This window comes from Acidovorax sp. FJL06, assembly GCF_003852545.1.
Taxonomy (GTDB): domain Bacteria; phylum Pseudomonadota; class Gammaproteobacteria; order Burkholderiales; family Burkholderiaceae_C; genus Acidovorax.
This window is the reverse complement of the sequence record NZ_QAJR01000047.1, coordinates 1-21,202: the sequence shown is the minus strand read 5'-3', so window position 1 is coordinate 21,202 and position 21,202 is coordinate 1. Positions and strand designations below refer to the sequence as shown.

The 21,202-nt window shown below is 68.0% G+C and carries 13 protein-coding genes; 11 read left to right on the top strand and 2 right to left on the bottom strand.

Going from position 1 to position 21,202, the window contains the following annotated elements:
- The first annotated feature begins 50 nt into the window (after positions 1 to 50).
- The 8 genes from DBV10_RS21135 (at position 51) to DBV10_RS21100 (ending at position 17,997) form a co-directional block, all read left to right on the top strand.
- Complete coding sequence (locus tag DBV10_RS21135) at positions 51 to 3,251, top strand: EAL domain-containing protein (RefSeq protein ID WP_124515531.1); 3,201 nt, start codon at positions 51 to 53, stop codon at positions 3,249 to 3,251.
- A gap of 260 nt (positions 3,252 to 3,511) precedes the next feature.
- Positions 3,512 to 7,036, top strand: coding sequence for a chromosome segregation protein SMC (gene smc, locus DBV10_RS21130; RefSeq protein WP_124515530.1), 3,525 nt, complete (start codon positions 3,512 to 3,514; stop codon positions 7,034 to 7,036).
- A 16-nt stretch (positions 7,037 to 7,052) separates the two neighbouring features.
- Positions 7,053 to 8,168 (top strand): cell division protein FtsZ, encoded by a 1,116-nt coding sequence (locus tag DBV10_RS21125; RefSeq protein ID WP_124515529.1) that lies wholly within the window; start codon positions 7,053 to 7,055, stop codon positions 8,166 to 8,168.
- A 14-nt stretch (positions 8,169 to 8,182) separates the two neighbouring features.
- Complete coding sequence (ligA, locus tag DBV10_RS21120; RefSeq protein ID WP_124515528.1) at positions 8,183 to 10,270, top strand: NAD-dependent DNA ligase LigA; 2,088 nt, start codon at positions 8,183 to 8,185, stop codon at positions 10,268 to 10,270.
- A gap of 136 nt (positions 10,271 to 10,406) precedes the next feature.
- On the top strand, positions 10,407 to 12,683 hold the full coding sequence (locus tag DBV10_RS21115) for a penicillin-binding protein 1A (RefSeq protein ID WP_124515527.1): 2,277 nt from the start codon (positions 10,407 to 10,409) through the stop codon (positions 12,681 to 12,683).
- 209 nt (positions 12,684 to 12,892) lie between these two features.
- On the top strand, positions 12,893 to 13,657 hold the full coding sequence (locus DBV10_RS21110; RefSeq protein ID WP_124515526.1) for an ABC transporter substrate-binding protein: 765 nt from the start codon (positions 12,893 to 12,895) through the stop codon (positions 13,655 to 13,657).
- A 60-nt stretch (positions 13,658 to 13,717) separates the two neighbouring features.
- Positions 13,718 to 16,873 carry a response regulator gene (locus tag DBV10_RS21105; RefSeq protein WP_124515525.1) on the top strand — a complete coding sequence of 1,052 codons (3,156 nt, stop codon included), beginning with the start codon at positions 13,718 to 13,720 and terminating at the stop codon, positions 16,871 to 16,873.
- The gene (locus tag DBV10_RS21100) at positions 16,870 to 17,997 is read left to right on the top strand and encodes a two-component system response regulator (RefSeq protein WP_124515524.1); all 1,128 of its coding nucleotides are present in this window, start codon (positions 16,870 to 16,872) and stop codon (positions 17,995 to 17,997) included. Before DBV10_RS21105 ends, DBV10_RS21100 begins: the two co-directional genes overlap by 4 nt.
- A 53-nt stretch (positions 17,998 to 18,050) precedes the next feature.
- On the opposite strand, the gene DBV10_RS21095 is transcribed toward DBV10_RS21100, so the two are convergent.
- On the bottom strand, positions 18,051 to 18,602 hold the full coding sequence (locus DBV10_RS21095; protein WP_124515523.1) for an NUDIX hydrolase: 552 nt from the start codon (positions 18,600 to 18,602) through the stop codon (positions 18,051 to 18,053).
- A gap of 114 nt (positions 18,603 to 18,716) precedes the next feature.
- Positions 18,717 to 19,412, bottom strand: a complete 696-nt coding sequence (locus DBV10_RS21090; RefSeq protein WP_124515522.1) for a fumarylacetoacetate hydrolase family protein — start codon at positions 19,410 to 19,412, stop codon at positions 18,717 to 18,719.
- Between the two features lie 168 nt (positions 19,413 to 19,580).
- Between DBV10_RS21090 and DBV10_RS21085 the strand changes: the two genes are divergently transcribed.
- The 3 genes from DBV10_RS21085 to DBV10_RS21075 form a co-directional block, all read left to right on the top strand.
- Entirely contained in the window at positions 19,581 to 20,036 is a 456-nt protein-coding gene (locus DBV10_RS21085; RefSeq protein WP_124515521.1) for a MarR family winged helix-turn-helix transcriptional regulator, read from the top strand.
- A 232-nt stretch (positions 20,037 to 20,268) separates the two neighbouring features.
- Positions 20,269 to 20,937 (top strand): maleylacetoacetate isomerase, encoded by a 669-nt coding sequence (gene maiA / locus DBV10_RS21080; RefSeq protein ID WP_124515520.1) that lies wholly within the window; start codon positions 20,269 to 20,271, stop codon positions 20,935 to 20,937.
- A partial coding sequence (locus DBV10_RS21075) for a laccase domain-containing protein (RefSeq protein ID WP_199740217.1) occupies positions 20,937 to 21,202 on the top strand: 266 nt, incomplete at its 3' end. The genes maiA and DBV10_RS21075, both read left to right, overlap by 1 nt.

Genomic DNA, 21,202 nt, shown 5'->3' with positions numbered 1-21,202 from the left:
ACGGGCCGGGATTGCCGCTATCCTGCGCTCATTCACCGTGGTCCGGCCGGATGTCTGGCCGGCGATGCAAAGGCAAAGGCGCTCTTCTGACTCCCCTCGGCTCCCCCCATCCCGCCGGCCCGGTGCCGCCGGGCCGCTACAGGCACTGGCTGTCGGGCTTGGCCGTGGCTGTGCTGGGGCTTGCGCTGAGCCTGTGGCTGGGGTGGCACCAGGCGGATTCGATGGCGCAGATCGAGCAAGCCCGCTTCACCCAGGAGACCCGGGCCTTCTCCGAGGCCCTGGGCCAGCGCCTTGCCGGCCACACCGAAGTGGTCAATGGCCTGCGAGGCTTGTTCACCGCCAACCCGCACCTGTCCCGCCTGGACTTTGAACGCGCCGCCAGCGAGATGGAGGTAGGGCAGCGCTACCCGGGTGTGCGCAACCTGGCGTTTACGCGCTGGGTGCCGGGCAGCGAGCGCGTGGCCTACGAGGCGCGCGTGCGGGCGGACAAATCGCTGTCGCCCGATGGTTTTCCTGACTTCAAGATCCACCCGCCGGGTGAGCGGGCCGAGTACTTCGTGGCCGAGTACCTGTGGCCCATGGTGGGCAACGAGAGCGTGCTGGGCCTCGACATCAGTGCACAGCCCGCCAACCTGGCCGCCATGCGCTACAGCCGCGACAGCGGCCAGACGGTGGTGTCGGCGCCGTTCGACTTGATCCAGGAGGACAAGTACCGCCAGGGCGTCGTGATCCGCGTGCCGGTGTTCGACCCCACGGCCGGCACGGCCGAGCTGCGCTTCGTCGGGGCTGTGGCGTCCACCATCCGGGTGTATGACCTGGTGCAGGGGCTGGGCGGCCAGGGTTTTCTCAATGGCATTGCGGTGTCGATGGCCGACCTGGGCACGGTGCGCGTGGATGTTGGTGACACCCTGGTGCGCCCGCTGCTGGAACAGACCTCGCCCAGCCTGCCAGGGGCCAAACCCCTGGTGCGGGATCTGGTGGTGCATGACCGGCGCTGGCAGCTCACCTTCCATCCCACCCGCTCGTTTCTGACCCCTGCCGAGTCCCGCCTGCCGCTGCTGGCAGGACTGGCCGGGGCGCTGGTCTCGCTGCTGCTGGCGTCCACGGTGGGGCTGCTGGTGCGCCAGCGCACCCTGGCCCTGGTGCGCGCCCAGGTGTCCGACGATGCGCGGCGCGAAAGTGAGGATCGGTTCCGCGCGCTGTTCAACCAGGCCACGGTGGGCGTGGCCCTGCTGGACACCCACACCGGCCAGTTCCTGCGCGTCAACCAGCGGTATGCGGACATCGTGGGCTACAGCGCCAAGGAGATGCTGGGCCTGACTTTCCAGGGCCTGACCCACCCGGAGGACCTGGCCGAAGACCTGGTTCAGCTGGAGCGCCTCAAGGCAGGCGAAATCCCGGAATACCGCCTGGAAAAGCGCTACATCCACAAGGACGGACATGTGGTGTGGGGCGACCTCACGGTATCGCCCATGTGGGTGCGTGGGGCGGCTCCTGGCCACCACATCGCGGTGGTGCAGGACATCACCTCGCGCAAGCGCATGGAGGAAACCCTGCGCGCCAACGAGCAGCGCCTGCGCAGCATCCTGGAGCGCCTGCCCATGGGCCTGTGCCTGGTGCAGGACGATGGCTTCATCAGCTTTTGCAACGAGCGTTATGTGCAGATCTGTGGCTACACCGCAGAAGAGGTGCCTGATGTGGATACCTGGTGGGTGCGCGCATACCCCGACCCCATCGAGCGCGGGGCCACGCGCAAGAATCTGGCGGATTTTCTGGGCAAGAGCGTGATTCCGGCGGCGGAGTACACCATCCTGTGCGCGGACGGAAAACTCAAGCCCGTGGAGATCTCGGGGATCTTTGTCGATGGTGGGCGCCTCATCACCATGCAGGACCTGAGCCAGCACAAGGCGGCCGAGGAAGAGATCAACACCCTGGCCTATTACGACCCGCTCACCCGCCTGCCCAACCGGCGGCTGCTGATGGACCGGCTGCAACAGGCGCTGGCCACCAGTGCGCGCCACCACCGCAGCGGCGCCTTGCTGATGCTGGACCTGGACAACTTCAAGACCCTCAACGAAACCCGGGGCCACGAACGGGGCGACACCCTGCTGTTGCAGGTGGCGCACCGGCTGCGCAGTTGCGTGCACGAGGACGACACCGTGGCCCGCCAGGGCGGTGATGAATTCGTGGTGGTGCTCGAAGACCTGGGCAGCAGCCCCGAAGAGGCTGCGGCGCGCGGTGAAGAAATGGGCCAGCGCATTCTGGCCGCGCTGCGCGAGCCCTACCTGCTCGATGGCGACACCCACCACAGCTCGCTGAGCATGGGCATCACGGTCTTCAGCGGCATGCACGAGACGGCGGACGACTTGCTCAAGCGCGCGGACCTGGCGCTCTACCAGGCCAAGGACGCCGGCCGCGACACCCTGCGCTTCTACGACCCTGGAATGCAGGCCGCCGTGAGTGCGCGGGCGGCCCTGGAGCTGGACATGCGCGCCGGGCTGGCCCAGGGGCAGTTCGAGCTGTACTACCAGCCCCAGATCGACCAGGGCCGCATCATTGGTGCCGAGGCCCTGCTGCGCTGGCGCCACCCGCGCGATGGTTTTGTCTCGCCCGCCCAGTTCATTCCGCTGGCCGAAGAGACCGGGCTCATCCTGCCGCTGGGCGAATGGGTGCTGAAGACGGCCTGCCAGTGCCTGGCCTCATGGGCCCTGCAGCCCGAGCTGGCCCCCCTGAGCCTGGCCGTCAACGTGAGCCCGCGCCAGTTCCACCAAAGCGGTTTCGTGGCCCAGGTGCTGGCAGCCCTGGCCGGGGCCGGCACCGATGGGCGCCAGCTCAAGCTGGAGATGACCGAAGGCCTGCTGCTGGAAGACGTGGAGGACACCATCGACAAGATGGGCCAGCTCAAGGGCTACGGCGTGGGCTTTTCGCTGGACGACTTCGGCACCGGCTATTCGTCGCTGTCCTACCTCAAGCGCCTGCCGCTGGACCAGCTCAAGATCGACCAGAGCTTTGTGCGCGATGTGCTCACCGACCCCAACGACGCCGCCATCGCCCGCACCGTGGTGGCCCTGGGCACCAGCCTGGGCCTGCGCGTGATTGCCGAAGGGGTGGAGACCGAGGCGCAGCGCGAGTTTCTGGAGCGCAACCACTGCCATGCCTGGCAGGGCTACCTGCTCAGCCCTCCCGTGCCGGTGGCCGAGTTTGAGGCCCTGGTGCGCAGTACCAACGGCCCCGGTGCGCCGAAGGCCTGAACCCTGTGGGGGCGCTGCCAGGCAGGGTTGTCAAAATTGATAGCTGCTTGGGCTTGTTGGTAGCACCATAGAGCCTGTTTTAACCGAATGTGTCCTCCCGGCCCCGGCGAGGGGCCCATGCCCGCCCGCCGGGGGGCGGGGGCCGGCAGGCGGCGCGGTATCATTCCGCCATTGCAGTCGCCTGCGAATTCCCCGCCCGGAACGCCCGTCCGGCGCCACTTTGCCCTCCGTCCCGCCCATTTTTGCCCGCCCTCTGACCCGTGCGTCTTACCTCGATCAAGCTTTCCGGTTTCAAGTCGTTCGCTGAACCCACCAACTTCATGCTGCCCGGGCAACTGGTCGGCGTGGTGGGCCCCAACGGCTGCGGCAAGTCCAACATCATGGACGCGGTGCGCTGGGTGCTGGGCGAGAGCAAGGCCAGCGAGCTGCGCGGCGAGAGCATGCAGGACGTGATCTTCAGCGGCACCACCACCCGCAAGCAGGCCAGCCGTGCCAGCGTGGAGCTGGTGTTCGACAACTCCGACCACCGCGCGGGCGGCCAGTGGGGCCAGTACGGCGAGGTCGCGGTGCGGCGCGTGCTTACGCGCGACGGCACCAGCAGCTACTACCTCAACAACCAGCCCGTGCGCCGCCGTGACGTGCAGGACGTGTTCCTGGGCACGGGCCTGGGCCCGCGTGCCTACGCCATCATCGGCCAGGGCACCATCAGCCGCATCATCGAAAGCCGCCCTGAGGAGCTGCGCCTGTTCCTCGAAGAGGCCGCCGGCGTCTCCAAATACAAGGAGCGCCGCCGCGAAACCGAAAACCGCCTGCACGACACGCGTGAGAACCTCACCCGGGTCGAAGATATCCTGCGCGAGCTGAACGCCAACCTCGAAAAGCTCGAAAAGCAGGCCGAGGTGGCCGCCAAATACAACACCCTGCACGCCGATGCCACGCTCAAGCAGCACCAGCTGTGGTTCCTGAAGCGTGCCGACGCCGAGGCCGACCAGGCCAAGGTGCGCCTCGATGGCCTGCAGGCCGTGAACGACCTCGAATCGCGCATGGCCGACCTGCGCGCCGTCGAGTCCGACCTCGAAACCATCCGCCAGGCCCATTACGCCGCGGGCGACCAGGTCAACCAGGCCCAGGGCAAGCTCTACGAAGCCACGGCCGAGGTCGGCAAGCTCGAAGCCGAGATCCGCTACGTGGTCGAAGGCCGCCAGCGCGTGGAGCAGCGCCTGGTGCAACTGGCCGAGCAAATCGCCCAATGGCAAGCCCGCAAGGAAGATGCCGACGTGGAGCTGGAGAACCTGGCCGGTGCGGGCGTGGACGCCGAAGAGCGTGCCGAACTGCTGGCCGCCCAGGTCGAAGAACAAGCCATGCAGCTGCCCGACCTGGAAGACGCCCTGCGCCAGGCCCAAAGCCGCACCGCCGAGCAGCGCAGCAGCGTGGTGCAGGTGCAGCAGCAGATCGGCGTGCTGGCCGCCGAGCAGCGCAGCTTTGACGAACAAAGCCGCCAACTCGATACCCGCTTTGAGCGCCTGCGCACCGACCGCAACGCGCTGGCCGCGCCCGACGAGGCCCGCCTGACCAACCTGCGCGAGCAACTGGAAGAGGCGCAAGAGATTGCCGAAACCACCGAGGCCCGCCTGCACGAGCTGCAGGAGTCCGTGCCCCAGCTGGATGATGACCGCCGCACCCGCCAGCAGGCCGTGAACACCGAAAGTGCGCGCCAGGCCGAGTTGTCCGCCCGCATGGAAGCGCTCAAGGCCCTGCAGGAAAAGGTCAAGACCGACGGCAAGCTGCGCCCCTGGCTGGCCAAGCATGGCCTGGACGGCCTGCAAGGCCTGTGGAGCCGCATCCACATCGAACCCGGCTGGGAAAACGCGCTCGAAGCCGCGCTGCGCGAGCGCCTGGCGGCGCTGGAAGTCGGGCGCCTGGACATGGTGCGGGGCTTCCTTGGCTCCGGCGGCACCGATGCACCGCCCGCGCGGCTGGCCTTCTACAGCGCCCCCGCTGCAGGCCACCCCGAAACCCCCTCGTCCCACGCCCGCCTGTCCGACCTGCTGCGCCTTCATGACGCCGGTTTGCGCGCCGTGCTCATCGACTGGTTGCAGGGCTGCTATACGGCCCCCACGCTGGACGACGCCCTGGCCCGCCGCAGCCAGCTGCAGCCCGGTGAAATGGTGTTTGTGCCCACGGGCCATGCCGTCAGCGCCCACAGCGTGAGCTTTTACGCGCAAGACTCCGAGCAGTCGGGCATGCTGGCCCGCGCACAAGAGATCGAGCACCTCGAGAAGGAACTGCGCGCCCAGGCCCTGATCGCCGAAGAATCCCGCACCGCCCTGGTCCGCGCCGAGGCGGCCTATGCCGACGCCTCGCAGCGCCTGGTGTCCGCGCGCCGCGAAGCCACCGAAACCCAGGGCCGCGCCCACGAGCTGCAGGTCGAAACCCTGCGCCTCACGCAACTGGCCGAACAGACCCGCGCGCGCAGCCAGCAGATCGACGGCGACCTGGCCGAGGTGGAGGCCCAACTGGCCGACCTGCAGGAGCGCCGCGTGGCCGCCGAGGCGCGGTTTGAAGAGCTGGACATGCAACTGGCCGACAGCCAGGAGCGCGAAGCCCAACTGGGCGACAAGGTGATCGAGGCCGAGCGCAAGCTCACCGCCTGCCGCGAACAGCAGCGCACGCTGGAGCGCCAGGCGCAGGAGGCCACCTTCTCGCAGCGCAGCCTGGAGGCGCGCCGGGGCGAACTCAACCGCTCCATCGAAACCGCCACGCAACAGGCCAAGGCCCTGGCCGACGAAGAGCAGCGCGCGCAGGGCGAGCTGGCCCGCCTGTCCGACGCCGCCGCGCAAGGTGGCCTGCAGGCCGCGCTGGATGTGAAGATGGAGCGCGAAAAGGCCTTGGGTGCCCAGCGCAGCGAATACGACGACCTCACCACCAAGCTGCGCGCCAGCGACGAGCGCCGCATGCAGCTCGAACGCGCGCTCGACCCGCTGCGCGCGCGCATCACCGAGTTCCAGCTCAAGGAGCAGGCCGCGCGCCTGGGCCTGGAGCAGTACACCACCCTGCTGGCCGACGCCCAGGCCGACCTTGAAGCCGTGGCCCAGTCCATTGCGGACGGCAACGTGCGCGTGGGGGGCCTGCAAGGCGAAATCGACCGCCTGCACCGTGAAATCGCGGCCCTGGGCGCGGTCAACCTGGCGGCGCTGGACGAACTCAAGCTCGCCAGCGAGCGCAAGGTGTTCCTCGATGCGCAAACGGCCGACCTGACCGAGGCCATGAACACGCTGGAAGACGCGATCCGCAAGATCGACGGCGAAACGCGCCAACTGCTCTCGGGCACCTTCGACACCGTCAACGCACACTTTGGCCGCATGTTCCCCGAGCTGTTCGGCGGCGGCCAGGCCAAGCTCATCATCACGGGCGACGAAATCCTCGACTCCGGCGTGCAGGTGATGGCCCAGCCCCCGGGCAAGAAGAACCAGACCATCCACCTGCTGTCGGGCGGCGAGAAGGCGCTCACGGCCATCGCGCTGGTGTTTGCGATCTTCCAGCTCAACCCCGCGCCGTTCTGCCTGCTGGACGAGGTGGACGCGCCGCTGGACGACGCCAACACCGAGCGTTATGCCAAGCTGGTGTCCAGCATGAGCAAGGGCACGCAGTTCCTGTTCATCAGCCACAACAAGATCGCGATGGAAATGGCCGAGCAACTGATCGGCGTGACCATGCAGGAGCAGGGCGTGTCGCGCATCGTGGCGGTGGACATGGAATCGGCCCTGACGATGGTGGACGCTTGAACCCATTGATTCAAACATGAGCACATTGCAATTGAGTCTGGCCATCATCGGTGGCCTGGTGCTGGCCCTGATCGTGGCCTACAACACCTGGACCTCGCGCCGCAACGCGCCCAAGCGCGCCCTGCCGCAAGAGCACCCTGACCACGCCGCCGAGCCCACCCAGCGCCTGGAGCCAGGCTTTGATGCGGGCGCTGCCGCCCTGCCGCCCGGCGAGTTCCATGGGCTGGACCGGGGCCCCGAGCCCTCGGAGCACACGGTGGACATGGGCGATGCCCTGCAACTGCCCGTGCCCCCGTTCTCGCTGGAGCGCCGCCCGGGGCTGGACCCGCTCATCGACGTGATGGCCGCCCTGCAGCCCGAGCATGTGGTCTCGGGCGACGCCGCCCTGGCGGCGCTGCCGCCCACGCGCCGCGCGGGCAGCAAGCCCTTTGCCATCGAAGGCCTGAACGAAGCCACCCAGCAGTGGGAGACCCCGGCCCCCGGCCAGCGCTACCAGAGCTTCCAGGCCGGCGTGCAGCTGGCCAACCGCATGGGTGCGCTCAACGAGATCGAGTTTTCTGAATTCGTCGTCAAGGCCCAGGCCTTTGCCGACACCATCAACGCCGCCCCCGACTTCCCCGACATGCTGCAGGAAGTGGCCCGTGCCCGCGAGCTGGACCAGTTCGCCAGCGACCACGACGCCCAGCTCATGTTCATGCTGCGCGCCCGCCAGGCCGCCTGGAGCCCTGGCTACGTGCAGCAGAACGCCGCCCGTCTGGGCTTTGTGCCTGGTGCCATGCCCGGCCGCCTGGTACTGCCTGCCAGCACCCAGGGCCTGCCGCCGTTGCTCACGCTGGGCTACGACACCCAGGCTGCTCTCGCCGAAGACCCGGACCAATCCGCTATTCGCGACATCACGCTGAGCTTGGATGTGGCCCAGGTGCACCGCACCGAGCAACCCTTTGCCCGCCTGCGCGACGTGGCCGCCGCCCTGTGCCAGGCCATGGACGGTGTGTTGTGCGACCAGAACGGCACCCCGCTGCCCGCCATGGCGATGGACCCGATCGCGGGCGACCTGGAGCTGCTGTATGACCAGCTGGATGGGCGGGATCTGTCGGCGGGGTCGGTGCTGGCGCGGCGGCTGTTCAGTTGAGCGCTGGTGCGGCAATGACCGACAATTTGGACCTTTTTTCGGCCCCGGTGCCCGCAGATATTGCGCAACCAGCTATCAAAATCAAAGCACTGCGCGACCAGCTCAACCACTGGGCCCACCAGTATTACGTGCTGGACGAGCCCACCGTGCCCGACGCCGAGTACGACCGCGTGTTCCGCGAGTTGCAGGCGCTGGAAGCCGCGCACCCTGATCTGGTTACCCCCGACTCACCCACGCAGCGCGTGATTGGCGCGGTGATGGAAGGCCTGGCCCCCGTGCGCCACACGGTGCCCATGCTCAGCATCCACACCGAAACCGACACCGAGGCCACGGGCGCGCAGGCGTTTGATGCGCGCGTGCGGCGCGAGCTGGGCCTGACCGATGCCGACCCTGCCATCGAATACGTGGCCGAGCCCAAGTTCGACGGCTTGGCCATGAGCCTGCGCTACGAAAACGGCCGCCTGGTGCAGGCCGCCACGCGCGGCGATGGCGAGGTGGGGGAGGATGTGACGCACAACATCCGCACCATCCGGCAGATTCCGCTGACCTTGCCCGACGGCGTGCCTTCTTTGCTCGAAGTGCGCGGCGAGGTCTACATGCGCCGGGCCGATTTCGACGCGCTGAACGAGCGCCAGCGGGAGCAGGGCGGAAAAACCTTTGTGAACCCGCGCAATGCGGCTGCGGGCGCGGTGCGCCAGCTCGACTCCAGCATCACCGCCCAGCGGCCCCTGAGCTTTTTTGCCTATGGCCTGGGGGCCATCACACCGCCTGCCGAGGGCGGGCCCGTGTTCCGCACGCATTTCGAGATGCTGCAGACGCTGAAAGCATGGGGTTTTCCGGTCGCAGCGCAGGTGCAGGTTGCGGTAGGTGCTACGGAATTGGTAGCGTTTCACCAGCAGGTGGGCGCCAGCCGCGATGCGCTGCCGTACGACATCGACGGCGTGGTCTACAAGGTCAACCGGCTCGATCTGCAGCGCGACCTGGGCTTCAAGACCCGCGAACCGCGCTGGGCCGTGGCGCACAAGTACCCGGCGCAGGAGATGGCCACCAGGATCGAAGGCATTGATGTGCAGGTGGGCCGCACCGGCAAGATCACGCCGGTTGCACGCTTGGCGCCGGTGTTTGTGGGTGGCGTCACCGTCACCAATGCCACGCTGCACAACCTGTTCGAGATCCGCAAGAAGGGCGTGCGCGTGGGCGACACCGTGATCGTGCGCCGTGCGGGCGATGTGATCCCCGAAGTGGTGGGCGTGATGCCAGGCAAGCGCACGGGTTACGTGCCCAACTTCCAGATGCCCAAGGCCTGCCCCGTCTGCGGCAGCGCCGTGGTGCGCGAAAAGGGCGAGGCCAACCACCGCTGCACCGGCGGCCTGTTTTGCGCAGCGCAGCGCAAGGAAGCGATCCTGCACTTTGCCGCGCGCCGCGCCATGGACATAGAGGGCCTGGGCGACAAGCTGGTGGACCAGCTGGTGGACGCCAACGTGATTCGCACGCTGCCCGATCTGTACCGGCTGGGCCTCACATCCCTCATCGCGCTGGAGCGCATGGCCGAGAAATCGGCGCAGAACGTGTTGGCTGCGCTCGAAAAATCCAAGCAGACCACCTTGCCGCGCTTTTTGTTCGGTCTGGGGCTGCGCCATGTGGGCGAGGCCACGGCCAAGGACTTGGCACGGCACTTTGGCACGCTGGACGCCATCATGGACGCCAGCGTGGAGCAGTTGCTGGAGGTGAACGACGTGGGCCCGGTGGTGGCGCAAAGCCTGCACACCTTCTTTGCCCAGCCGCACAACCGCGAGGTGGTCGAGCAACTGCGCGCCTGCGGCGTGACCTGGCCCGAAGGCCCCGTGGCCGAACGTGCGCCGCAGATCCTGGCGGGCAAGACGGTGGTGTTGACCGGCACCTTGCCCACCCTGAGCCGCGACGCGGCCAAGGACATGCTCGAAGCCGCTGGCGCCAAGGTGGCTGGCTCGGTCAGCAAGAAAACCAGCTATGTGGTGGCGGGCGAAGAGGCTGGTAGCAAGCTGGCCAAGGCCCGGGAACTGGGCGTGCCCGTGCTGGACGAGGCGGGCATGCTGGAACTGTTGTCGGGCCAGGGGATCTGAGGGGCGTTGGCGCAACGCCCGAACCCGTTTTTTCACCCATGCCTGCCTTCCGGCATGATCTGTCCCTTTTTTGACGCACCCGAAGCGGCCGGTTGAACCGGCGGCGCTTCGTTTGCAATCCCTTGGCGATCCATTGATGCACAAGCTGCTGATTTCTTTCCAGGCCCGTGTGGCGGGCCTGCTGGCCTGGATGCCCCGGCCCGTTCGGCGTGCGTTGCTGTGGGCCGCCGTGGCGGCGCCCCTGGGCCTGCTGGCCTTCACCCTGGCCCTGGTGCCCTTCACGCCGTCCATCAGCGACATCCGCAAGGCCAAGAGCGAGCTGCCGGCGCAGCTCATGTCGGCCGACAACAAGCTGCTGGCCGAATACCGCTGGGCCAACCGCGAGTGGATGGAGCTGCACCAGATCTCGCCCAACGTCGTGAATGCGCTCATTGCGACGGAAGACCACCGTTTCTATGACCACTTTGGGCTGGACTGGCGGCGCACGGCGTCGTCGGTGGTGCTGACGCTGCGCGGCGACCCGCAGGGGGGCTCCACCATCACGCAGCAGCTGGCGCGCAACCTGTTCCCTGAGGAGATCGGCCGCTCGCGCACGCTCACGCGCAAGCTCAAGGAGGCGATCACTGCGCTCAAGATTGAGGCCTCGTACACCAAGGACGAGATCCTGGAGACCTACCTCAACACCGTGCCGTTTCTGTACAACGCGGTGGGCATCGAGATGGCCGCGCGTACCTATTTCGACAAGTCGGCCGACAAGCTCAATGTGCTGGAAAGCGCCACGCTGATCGGCATGCTCAAAGGCACGGCCTATTACAACCCGGTGCTCAACCCCGAGCGTGCCCAGGCCCGGCGCAACACGGTGCTGGCGCAGATGGTCAAGCGCGGCAAGCTCGACCAGAAGCAGCTGGAGGCCCTGCAAAAGCGCCCGCTGCGCGTCAACTTCGAGCGCCAGACCGAGGTCATGGGGCCGGCACCGCATTTCGCGCTGCAGCTGCGCAAGCAGCTCATCGCCTGGGCCGACAGCAATGGCTACAACCTGTACTCCGATGGCCTGGTGATCCGCACCACCATCGACTCGCGCCTGCAGGCCATCGCCAACCAGGCTGTGGCCCGCCAGGGGCGCCAGCTGCAGGGGGTGGCCGATGCGGCCTGGTCCCAGCGCAACGGCTGGGGGCCCCAGAGCGATCTGGTGCAGGCCCTGGTGCGCGAAAGCGCCGAATACCGCGCCGCCGTGGACAAGGGCGAGACGCCCGAAGACGCTCAGACGGCGCTGCTGGCCGACACTGCCTTCATGCACAAGCTGCGTGCCGAGAAGACGCGGGTGCAGGCCGGTTTCCTGGCGCAGGACCCGGTCACGGGCCATGTGCTGGCCTGGGTGGGCAGCCGCGATTTTGCGCAGGACCCGTTCGACCATGTGCAGGCCGCGCGGCGCCAGCCCGGCTCCACGTTCAAGCCCTTTGTGTATGGCGCCGCGTTTGCCAATGGCGCATCGCCCGACGACACGCTGATGGATTCCGCGGTGGAAATCCCCCTGGGCGGCGGCCGCGTGTGGCGCCCCACCGACGGCAAGCCGCCCAGCGACGAGCCCATGACGCTGGCCGACGGCCTGGCGTTCTCCAAGAACACCATCACCGCGCAGGTCATGCAGCAGGTGGGCCCGGCCCGCGTGGCCGAGGTGGCGCGCGCGCTGGGCGTGCGGCAATCGCCGCTGGAGGCGGTGCCGTCCCTGGCGCTGGGCACCAGCCCGGTCACGCTCAAGGAGATGATCACGGCCTACAGCTCTATCGTGAACCTGGGGCGCTATGTGGAGCCGGTGATGATCACCCGCATCGAGGACCGGCACGGCAAGGTGCTGGAGACCTTCGCTGCGTCCACGCCCGAGGTGGTGTTCGACGGCCGCGCCGCCCAGACGCTGCGCAACACGATGCGGGGGGGGGTGGACCGGGGCACGGGCGCGGCCATCCGTTCTCGCTACGGCATCGAGGCCGATGTGGCGGGCAAGACCGGCACCACGCAGGACAACACCGACGGCTGGTTCATCCTGATGAGCCCACGTGTGGTGGCCGGTGCCTGGGCGGGCTTCAACGATGGCCGCATCACGCTGCGCAGCGACTACTGGGGGCAGGGCGCACGCAGTGCCTTGCCCATGGTCGGCGAGTTCATGCAGCAGGCGATCCGCACCCGGGTGGTTAACGGCCAGGAGCGGTTTGTGGACGAGTTCACGGATGCAGTGCCGCCGCCCACCGACGGATCGCTGGGGAGCATGCGGGAGTGGCTTCGCGGCCTGTTCCGCAGCGATCCGCAAACCCCCGCCGCGCCGCGCCCCGGCACCGACGGCCTGCCGCCCGTCACCCGCGACCCCGTGCCTGCCGTGGCGCCGCCCGTGCCGGCGGAAGAGCGGGTGGGGGGATAGCCCAGCCCCCTTTCTTCACCGCCACGCGTCGGTAAAAAGCCCCCCGTGGGCTTGCCCGCCACAGGCACAGCAATGCATGGTTGTTGCTACTTGTGCAACCCTCCCGGGTTACTACAATTGCAACAAATTGCAGCACAGTCGCCCCTTTTCAAAACAGTGTTGATCGCTGTCAGCGTTCCGGTGGTGCCGCTGACGCACTGGGAGTTGCCATGAGAGCTTGCGTTGAGCGCGACAGCCGGGCGTTGTGGTCCCGCCGGGCACTGATGGCGGGCATGGCGTCTTCGCTGGCCTGGCCCGTGGCGGCCGATGCCCCTGCGACCGACATCCACCTGGTTTCGGACACCTGGCACGGCCTCACGCGCAAGGACGGCACGGGCCTGTATTTCGACCTCATCCGAGCCGTGTATGCGCAGCGCAAGATCAAGCTGCGCATCACCATCTATCCCTATGCGCGCACGGTGCAGGCGGTCAGGGACAAGCGTGCCGATGCGTGGGTCGCTTCGTTCCTGCACGAGAAGGACTTTGCGCTGTATCCGCGCTGGCACTTCGATCGCAATGTGCAGCAGGCGCTGTTCCGCAAGCGCCCGGGCTACCGCTTCGGGGGCAGCGGCGACCTGCGTGACAAGCGCGTGGCCTGGCTGCGCGATTTCGGCCTGGACAAGTACCTCAACGTGCCCGTGAAGATCGTCGAGGTGGACACCATCCAGAGCGCCATGCAGATGCTGGAGGCCGGCCGCATCGACTATTTCATCGGGGCGCAGTCCGACATTGCCGACGACATCAAGGCCCGCAGCGCCGACATGCGCGACTTTGAGCTGGCCTTCGTGATGCACCTGGGGCTGTACCTGGCCTTTGCCAACACCCCCCGGGGCGAGGACTTGCGGCGCATCTGGGATGAGGAAATGGAGGGTTTCCACAAGTCCGAGGCGTTCAAGGCCATTTACAAACGTGCGGGGGCCGACTATCCCTACTGAGCCTACCGAGCCTACTGAAGCGGCCCACTTTCTCCCAAAGCAGCCTGCAGGGGCCGGTTCATGAACTCCATACAAAACCGCTTCATCGCGCTGCTGGTCATGGTGGTGTCGCTGGTGCTGGGCAGTTTCGGCGCCTACAACTACCAGGACAGCCGGGCGCAGAAGCTGCTGCAGCTGAACACCGAGCTGGATGCGGCCGTGGCCCGCTTGTCCCGCAACCTGCCCGATGCGCTCTGGCGCTTTGACAACAACCTGGTGCGCACCATCGTCGATTCCGAGCTGGGAAGCGCCGATGTGCTGGCCATCGAGGTGCTCGACGAGCAGGGGCAATCGACCTACCTGGCCTCCACCCGGCCGTCGGGCCAGCCCTGGAACCCGGCGCAGGAACCTGCCGACATCGAACGCAGCGTGCGCCTGGGCTACACCGAGAGCCAGACGCGGCACCCCCTGGGCGTTGTGCGCATCCATGCCAGCACCCAGACCATCCGCGACAACGCGCGGCGTGATCTGGTGCGCCTGGTGGCCGTCATGCTGGCCCTCAACGCGCTGGTGGCTTTGGTGCTGCTGGTGGGCCTGCGCATGGTGGTGCTGCGCCCGCTGTTTGCCGTGCGCGATGCGCTGGAGCACATCGCTTCGGCCGACGCAGACCTTTCGCTGCGGCTGCCCAGCAGCCACAGCCTCGAGTTTGACGCGGTCGCCCGCAGCTTCAACACCTTTGTGGCCCGGCTGGAGCGCATCATGGGAGGCTCGGTGGACGAGGTCCACCAGGCCATCGGCCGCATCTCCAGTGGCGATCTGGCCACGCCCATCCAGCTGGGCGAGCGCACGGAGGGCAGCAGCGTCATGGGCCGCCTGGCGGTCATGCGCGAGAACCTGCAGCGCGTGACCCTGGCCCTGCGCGACGCCACCCTGCAGGCGGAGCAGGCGGCGCAGGTCAAAAGCGAATTCATGGCCAACATGAGCCACGAGATCCGCACGCCCATGAACGCGGTCATCGGCATGAGCCACCTGGCCCTCAAGACCGACCTGACGCCGCGCCAGCGCGACTACCTCGAAAAAATCCAGCGCTCGGGCCAGCACCTGCTGGGCGTCATCAACGACATCCTGGACTTTTCCAAGATCGAGGCCGGCAAGATGACGGTGGAGCACATCGAGTTCGAACTCGATGCGCTGCTCAACAACCTGGCCGGGCTGCTGGGGCAGCGTGCCAGCGACAAGGGCCTGGAGATGGTCTACGACGTGGCCCCGGATGTGCCGCCCTGGCTGATCGGCGACCCGCTGCGGCTCGGGCAGGTGCTGATCAACTACACCAACAACGCCATCAAGTTCACCGAGCGCGGCGAGGTGTGCGTGAGCGTGCGCGTGGAGGCGCGCAGCGGCCAGCAGGTGCGCCTGCGCTTTCTGGTGCGCGACACCGGGGTGGGGCTGGCGCCCGAACAGCAGGAGCGCATGTTCCGCAGCTTCGAGCAGGCCGATTCGTCCACCACCCGCCAGTTTGGCGGCACCGGGCTGGGCCTGGCCATCACGCGCAAGCTGGTCGAGCTGATGGGGGGGCAGGTTGGGGTCGAGAGCGCGCCTGGCGCCGGCGCCACGTTCTGGGCCACGGTGGACCTGGGCGTGGCCGCGGCCCAGCGGCCCCAGCCGCCGCAGCACGCCGACCTGCTGGGGCGGCGGGTGCTGGTGGTGGATGACAACGAAAGTGCGCGCACCGTGCTGCTGCACGTGCTGGAGCAGATGGGCTTTGACGCCGAGGCCGTGCCGTCTGGCGCAGCGGCGCTGGCGGCCGCGGTGGAGGCCGACCACCGGCAGCGGGCCTTCGATGTGGCCCTGGTGGATTGGCAGATGCCGGGCCTGGACGGCCTGCAGACGCTGGAGCGCATGAAGGGCCTGGGCTTGCGCAAACTGCCGCGTGGCGTGCTGGTGACGGCGCATGGACGCGAGGAATGGCTGCAGCAGGACCACCACCTGCTGGGCCCGCTGGACGTGCTGCTCAAGCCCGTGGGTGCGTCCGCGCTGTTCGACACCTTGCTGCGCCTGCTGGCCGACCGGCCCCTGCCGGGCGACGCGCGCGAACCCGCTGCCGACGACATGCCGGCTGCGCAAGGGGCGCCGCAGGCGGTTCCGTTCGGTCTGCAGGGGCGGCGCGTGCTGCTGGTGGAAGACAATCCGCTGAACCAGCAGGTGGGGGCCGAGTTGCTGGCCGAGGCCGGTATCACCGTCGAGGTCGCTGGCAACGGCCGTGTCGGCGTGGAGATGGCCCAACGCCAGCACTATGACCTGGTGCTGATGGACATGCAGATGCCCGAAATGGACGGGCTGGAGGCGGCCCGGCGCCTGCGGGCCCAGCCGGCGCTGGCCCGCCTGCCCATTGTTGCGATGACCGCCAACGCGCTGGCAGAAGACCGCGCGCGCTGCCAGGCGGCCGGCATGGACGACTTCATTGCCAAGCCCATCGAACCTGCCAGCCTGTGGCGGGTGCTGCGGCGCTTTCTGGCTGCGGCCGAGGATGCTCCGGACGGCAAGCCGGACGGGGCCCCCGATGGCGGGGGCGCACTGCTCCCATGGGTGGTGCCGCCGCTGGATGCCGAAAGGCAGGCCCTGATGCTGCGGCTGCAGGCCATCCCCGATCTGGACACGCGCAGTGGCCTGCGCCACGCGCTGGACCGCCCCCAGCGCTACATCGCCACCCTGCGCGAGTTTGCGGCCAGCCAGGCGGGCACGGCGGCGCAGTTGGCCGAAGCCATGCACGGTGGCGACTGGCCCCTGGCCGAGCGCCTGGCCCACACCCTCAAAGGGCTGGCCGCCCACATCGGCGCCGATGCGCTGCGGTTTCATGCGAATGCCGTCGAGCAATCGGCGCGCAAGGGCGCGGCGCACTGGAGCGGCCAGGAGCGGCTGGCCCGCGAATTGCAGTCGCTGGTGGGCCAGTTGCAGGCGGCCCTGCCGGGGCCTGCGCAGGGGCTGCCGCACCGCGCCCGGGCCGCCAGCCCCTTGCGCCTGCAGCGTGCTGCGGGGCTGCTCAGGGCCTGGCTGGCGCAGGACGATCCGCGCGCCCGGCGGCTGCTGGAGCGCAGGGCCGGGGAGCTGCAGGCCCTGCTGGGTGGGCAGTTCGCGGTGTTTGAATTGCATCTGCGCGGCTTCGACTTTCCGGCTGCGCTGGAAGTGCTGAATGCGGCCGAAGGGCGCGTGCGGTCGGGATCAGGAGCATCGACATGAATGAATTTGCGCCGGCGGCCTCGCGGCCCTCCGTGCTGGTGGTGGACGACACGCCGCAGAACCTCCAGCTCATCAGCGAACTGCTGGCCCACCGCTACCGCATGCGGGTGGCGCCCAGCGGTGACCGCGCGCTGCAGATTGCCCTGGCGACACCGCCCGACCTCATCCTGCTGGACGTGGTGATGCCCGAGCCCGATGGCTACGAGGTCTGCCGCCGGCTCAAGGCCGATGCGCGCACGCGCGACATCCCGGTGATCTTTCTGACCTCGCGCCACGACATGGAGGACGAGACGCTTGGCTTTTCGCTGGGGGCGGTGGACTACATCGCCAAGCCGGTGGTGCCGCCGCTGCTGCTGGCGCGCGTGCACACGCACCTCACCCTCAAGGGGGCGTCCGACTTTCTGCGCGACAAATCCAGCTACCTGGAAGAGGAGGTGGAACGCCGCACGCAGGAGGTGCGCGACGTGCGGGACGTGACCGTGCTGGCGCTGGCGTCGTTGGCCGAGGCGCGCGACAACGACACCGGCAACCACATCCTGCGCACCCAGCGCTACGTGCGCCTGCTGGCCTCCGTGCTGCGCGATCACCCCGCTTACGCCGCGCAGCTGGATGAGCAGACCATCGAGTGGCTCTACAAGAGCGCGCCACTGCACGATATTGGCAAGGTGGGCATTCCCGACGCCATTCTGCTCAAGCCGGGCAAGCTCACGCCGCAGGAGTTCGAGGTCATGAAGACCCACACCACGCTGGGGCGGGATGCCATTGCGGCGGCCGAGCAGCGCCTGGGCAAGACCGTGCCCTTTCTGCGCATTGCCAAGGAGATCGCGTATTCGCACCAGGAAAAGTGGGACGGCAGCGGGTACCCGCTGGGGCTGTCGGGGGATGCGATCCCCCTGTCTGCCCGGCTGATGGCGGTGGCCGATGTGTACGACGCCTTGATCACCAAACGGGTCTACAAAGAGGCCATGACCCACGAGGAAGCGGTCGGTATCGTGGCTGCCGGCCGGGGCAGCCATTTCGACCCGGCCCTGATTGATGCCTTCCTGGCCAATGCGTCCGAGTTTCAGGCCATTGCCCGGGCGTATGCCGACGAGCCTGCCGGCGTGTCGCCGCAAGCGGGCTAGGGTTTTGAACAGGATCTCACGGTGCCGGCGCTGAGGGCGCGCGGTGCCAGGGGCTACTCGATGTCGATGCAGTGCAGCCCGAAGCGGCCTGCCCGGCGGTCGGCAAAGTAGGCCAACAGCGTCTCTTTCACGGTGCGAAAGGCAATCTCGTCCCAGGGCACCTCGTCTTCGGTGAACAGCCGCGCCTCGATGGTTTCAAACCCTGGGTTGAACTGGTCGCTGAGCAGCGTGGCGCGGTAGAACAGATGCACCTGGCCCACGCGGCGCACGTTGAGCAGGCTGAACAGCGGGCCCATCTCGATCTGGGCGCCGGCTTCTTCATCGGTCTCGCGCGCGGCGCCCTGGGACGTGGTTTCGTCCAGTTCCATGAAGCCTGCTGGCAGCGTCCATTTGCCCCAGCGCGGCTCGATGTTGCGCTTGCACAGCAGGATGCGGCCATCGGCCAGCGCGGGCACCGTGCCCACCACGTTGAGCGGGTTTTCGTAGTGCACCGTGTTGCAGGCCGGGCACACGGCGCGCTGTTTGGTGTCGCCGTCGTCGGGCAGGCGGTACACCACGGCGTTGCCACAGGCGCGGCAGTGTTGGATGGGGCTGCGGTAGGTCATGCAGAAGGGCTCTTAATCAAATCAGCCGATAGCGCACGCGTGGCAAGCGCAAGCAGCTATGAATAGCATAGCGAAAGTTCCACCGGGCGGTGCGGGGCGCCCGGTGGTCTGCGCTCACGCCACGGTCAGGCGCAGCGGGGTGAGGCCGGCCACGCCGCCCTCCAGCGTGTCGCCACGCACCACGGCGCCCACGCCTTCGGGCGTGCCGGTGTAGATCAGGTCGCCGGGCTGCAGCTCCCAGGCGGCCGACAGGTGCTCGATGGTTTCGGCAATGTTCCAGATCAGCTGGGCCACGGTGCTGCGCTGCTTGTCGGCACCATTGACCTGCAGCCAGATGGCGGCGTTGGCCACGTCGCCCGCCTGGGCGGCGGGGGTGATGGGGCCGATGGGCGCGCTGGCGTCAAAGCCCTTGCCGATGCACCAGGGGCGGCCTTGCTTCTTCATGTCGTTCTGCAGGTCGCGGCGCGTCATGTCCAGGCCCACGGCGTAGCCGTAGATGTGGCCCAGTGCATCGGCCGCCTGGATGTTCTTGCCGCCCTTGCCGATGGCGACCACCAGTTCGATCTCGTGGTGCAGGTTGGCCGTGAGGCTGGGGTAGGGCAGCTGGCCCGTTTCGCCCGCATCGACCACCACGATGGCATCGGCGGGCTTCATGAAGAAGAAGGGCGGCTCGCGGCCGGTGAAGCCCATTTCCTTGGCGTGTTCTTCGTAGTTGCGGCCCACGCAGTAGATGCGGTGCACGGGGAAGCGGTCTGCGCTGCCCACCACGGGCACGCTGGCCACGGGGGCGGGAGAAAACACGTAGCTCATGTCTTTCGGTCTTTCATGGGTAGGGCTTGCGCCAACCGGTGGCGGGGCGGGTTGCCCCCAGCGGGTGCGCGCAAGCCGCGTTGGGTGGTGGTCTGGTGGTGTGGTGTGCACCCCGTGGCAGTGTGCCATGGCTGGGGGCCGCCTGCTGTGGGCGCTACACTGGCATCCATGGCAAAGAGCTTCGATTTCCACAACACGCCGGGCCACCTGGTGCGCCGCGCCCACCAGCGGACCGTGGCGCTTTTCATGGAAGAAACCGCCGGGTTCGACGTGACGCCTGTGCAGTTCGCCATCCTGCACGAACTGCTGGCCCAGCCGGGCGAAGACCAGGTCACCCTCGCTGCGCGCGTGGCGTTTGATGCCGCCACCTCGGGCTCGGTCATCGGGCGGCTGGAAAAGCGTGGCTGGATCCGCCGCGAGCCCGACACCCGCGACCGCCGCCGCAAGCTCCTGTGGATCACGCCCGAAGGCGAGGTGGCCGCCCTGCAGATGCGCGATGCCGCGCAGCGGGTGCAAGAGCGGCTGATGGCCCCGCTCAATGCGCAAGAGCGCGTCGATCTGATGTCCATCCTGTCCAAGGTCGTCTACAAACACCAGGATCCCGCAGGCACCTCGGGGGCCTGATGTGAAACACCCCCTGAGTCGCTTCGCGCCTTCCCCCTCTCTCGCTTCGCGGGAGGGGGACGCCCCCAGCGCGGCGGGGCGGCCCTTGCGCGGGGGCGCTGGCGTGGGCCGCGCCGGTTTCATCGGTTGCGGGTGGCGCGAAGGCGGAATGAAAAACTGATACGGATTTGCATTTGATCGGGTGCATTCCAGCCCCTCCACCGGTTCATCGATTCACTGACAGGTTCAATCCATGCAGCTCTACAACTACTTCCGTTCCTCCGCCTCGTTCCGTGTGCGCATCGCGCTGCAGATCAAGGGCCTGGCCTACGACTATCTGCCGGTGCACCTTGTCAAGGGCGAGCACAAGGCGCCGGAATACGCCAGCCGCATCGGCGATGCCCTGGTGCCCACGCTGGTGACGGATGGGGGCACAGCGCTGTCGCAGTCGATGGCCATCATCGAATACCTGGACGAAACCCACCCCATGCCCGCCTTGCTGCCCGCCACGCCGCTGGCCCGTGCCCGTGTGCGGGCGCTGGCGCAGATGGTGGCCTGCGAGATCCACCCGCTGAACAACCTGCGCGTGCTCAAGTACCTGGTGCGCGACCTGAAGGTGGACGAGGACGCCAAGAACGCCTGGTACCACCACTGGGTGCACAGCGGGCTGGAGGCTTTCGAGCGGCAACTCGCGCTGCTGGCGCAAGAGCGCGCGGCCCAGGGCCTGGCGCCGTCGGTGCTGTGCTGGGGCGACACCCCCACGTTGGCCGACTGCTGCCTGGTGCCGCAGATCTTCAACGCGCAGCGCTTCAACGTGAACCTGGACGGCTTGCCGCTCACCATGGGGGCGTTTGAGGCCTGCATGGCGCTGCCCGCGTTTCAGCAGGCGCAGCCCTCGGCCTGCCCGGACTGCGACGCCTGATGGCCGCCCCCGTGCCCGCGGGTGCTGACTGGCTGGTGCCCGACTGGCCCGCACCGCCTGGCGTGCGGGCGCTGTGCACCACGCGCACGGGCGGGTTCAGCCTGCCGCCATATGACAGCCTGAACCTGGGCACCCATGTGGGCGACGACCCGGCCGCCGTGGCGGCCAACCGGCGGGCCTTGCAAGCGGCCCTGCAGGCCCACACGCCGCAGGCCCGGGCCGTGTTCCTGACCCAGGTGCATGGCGATGGCGTGGTGCTGCTCGA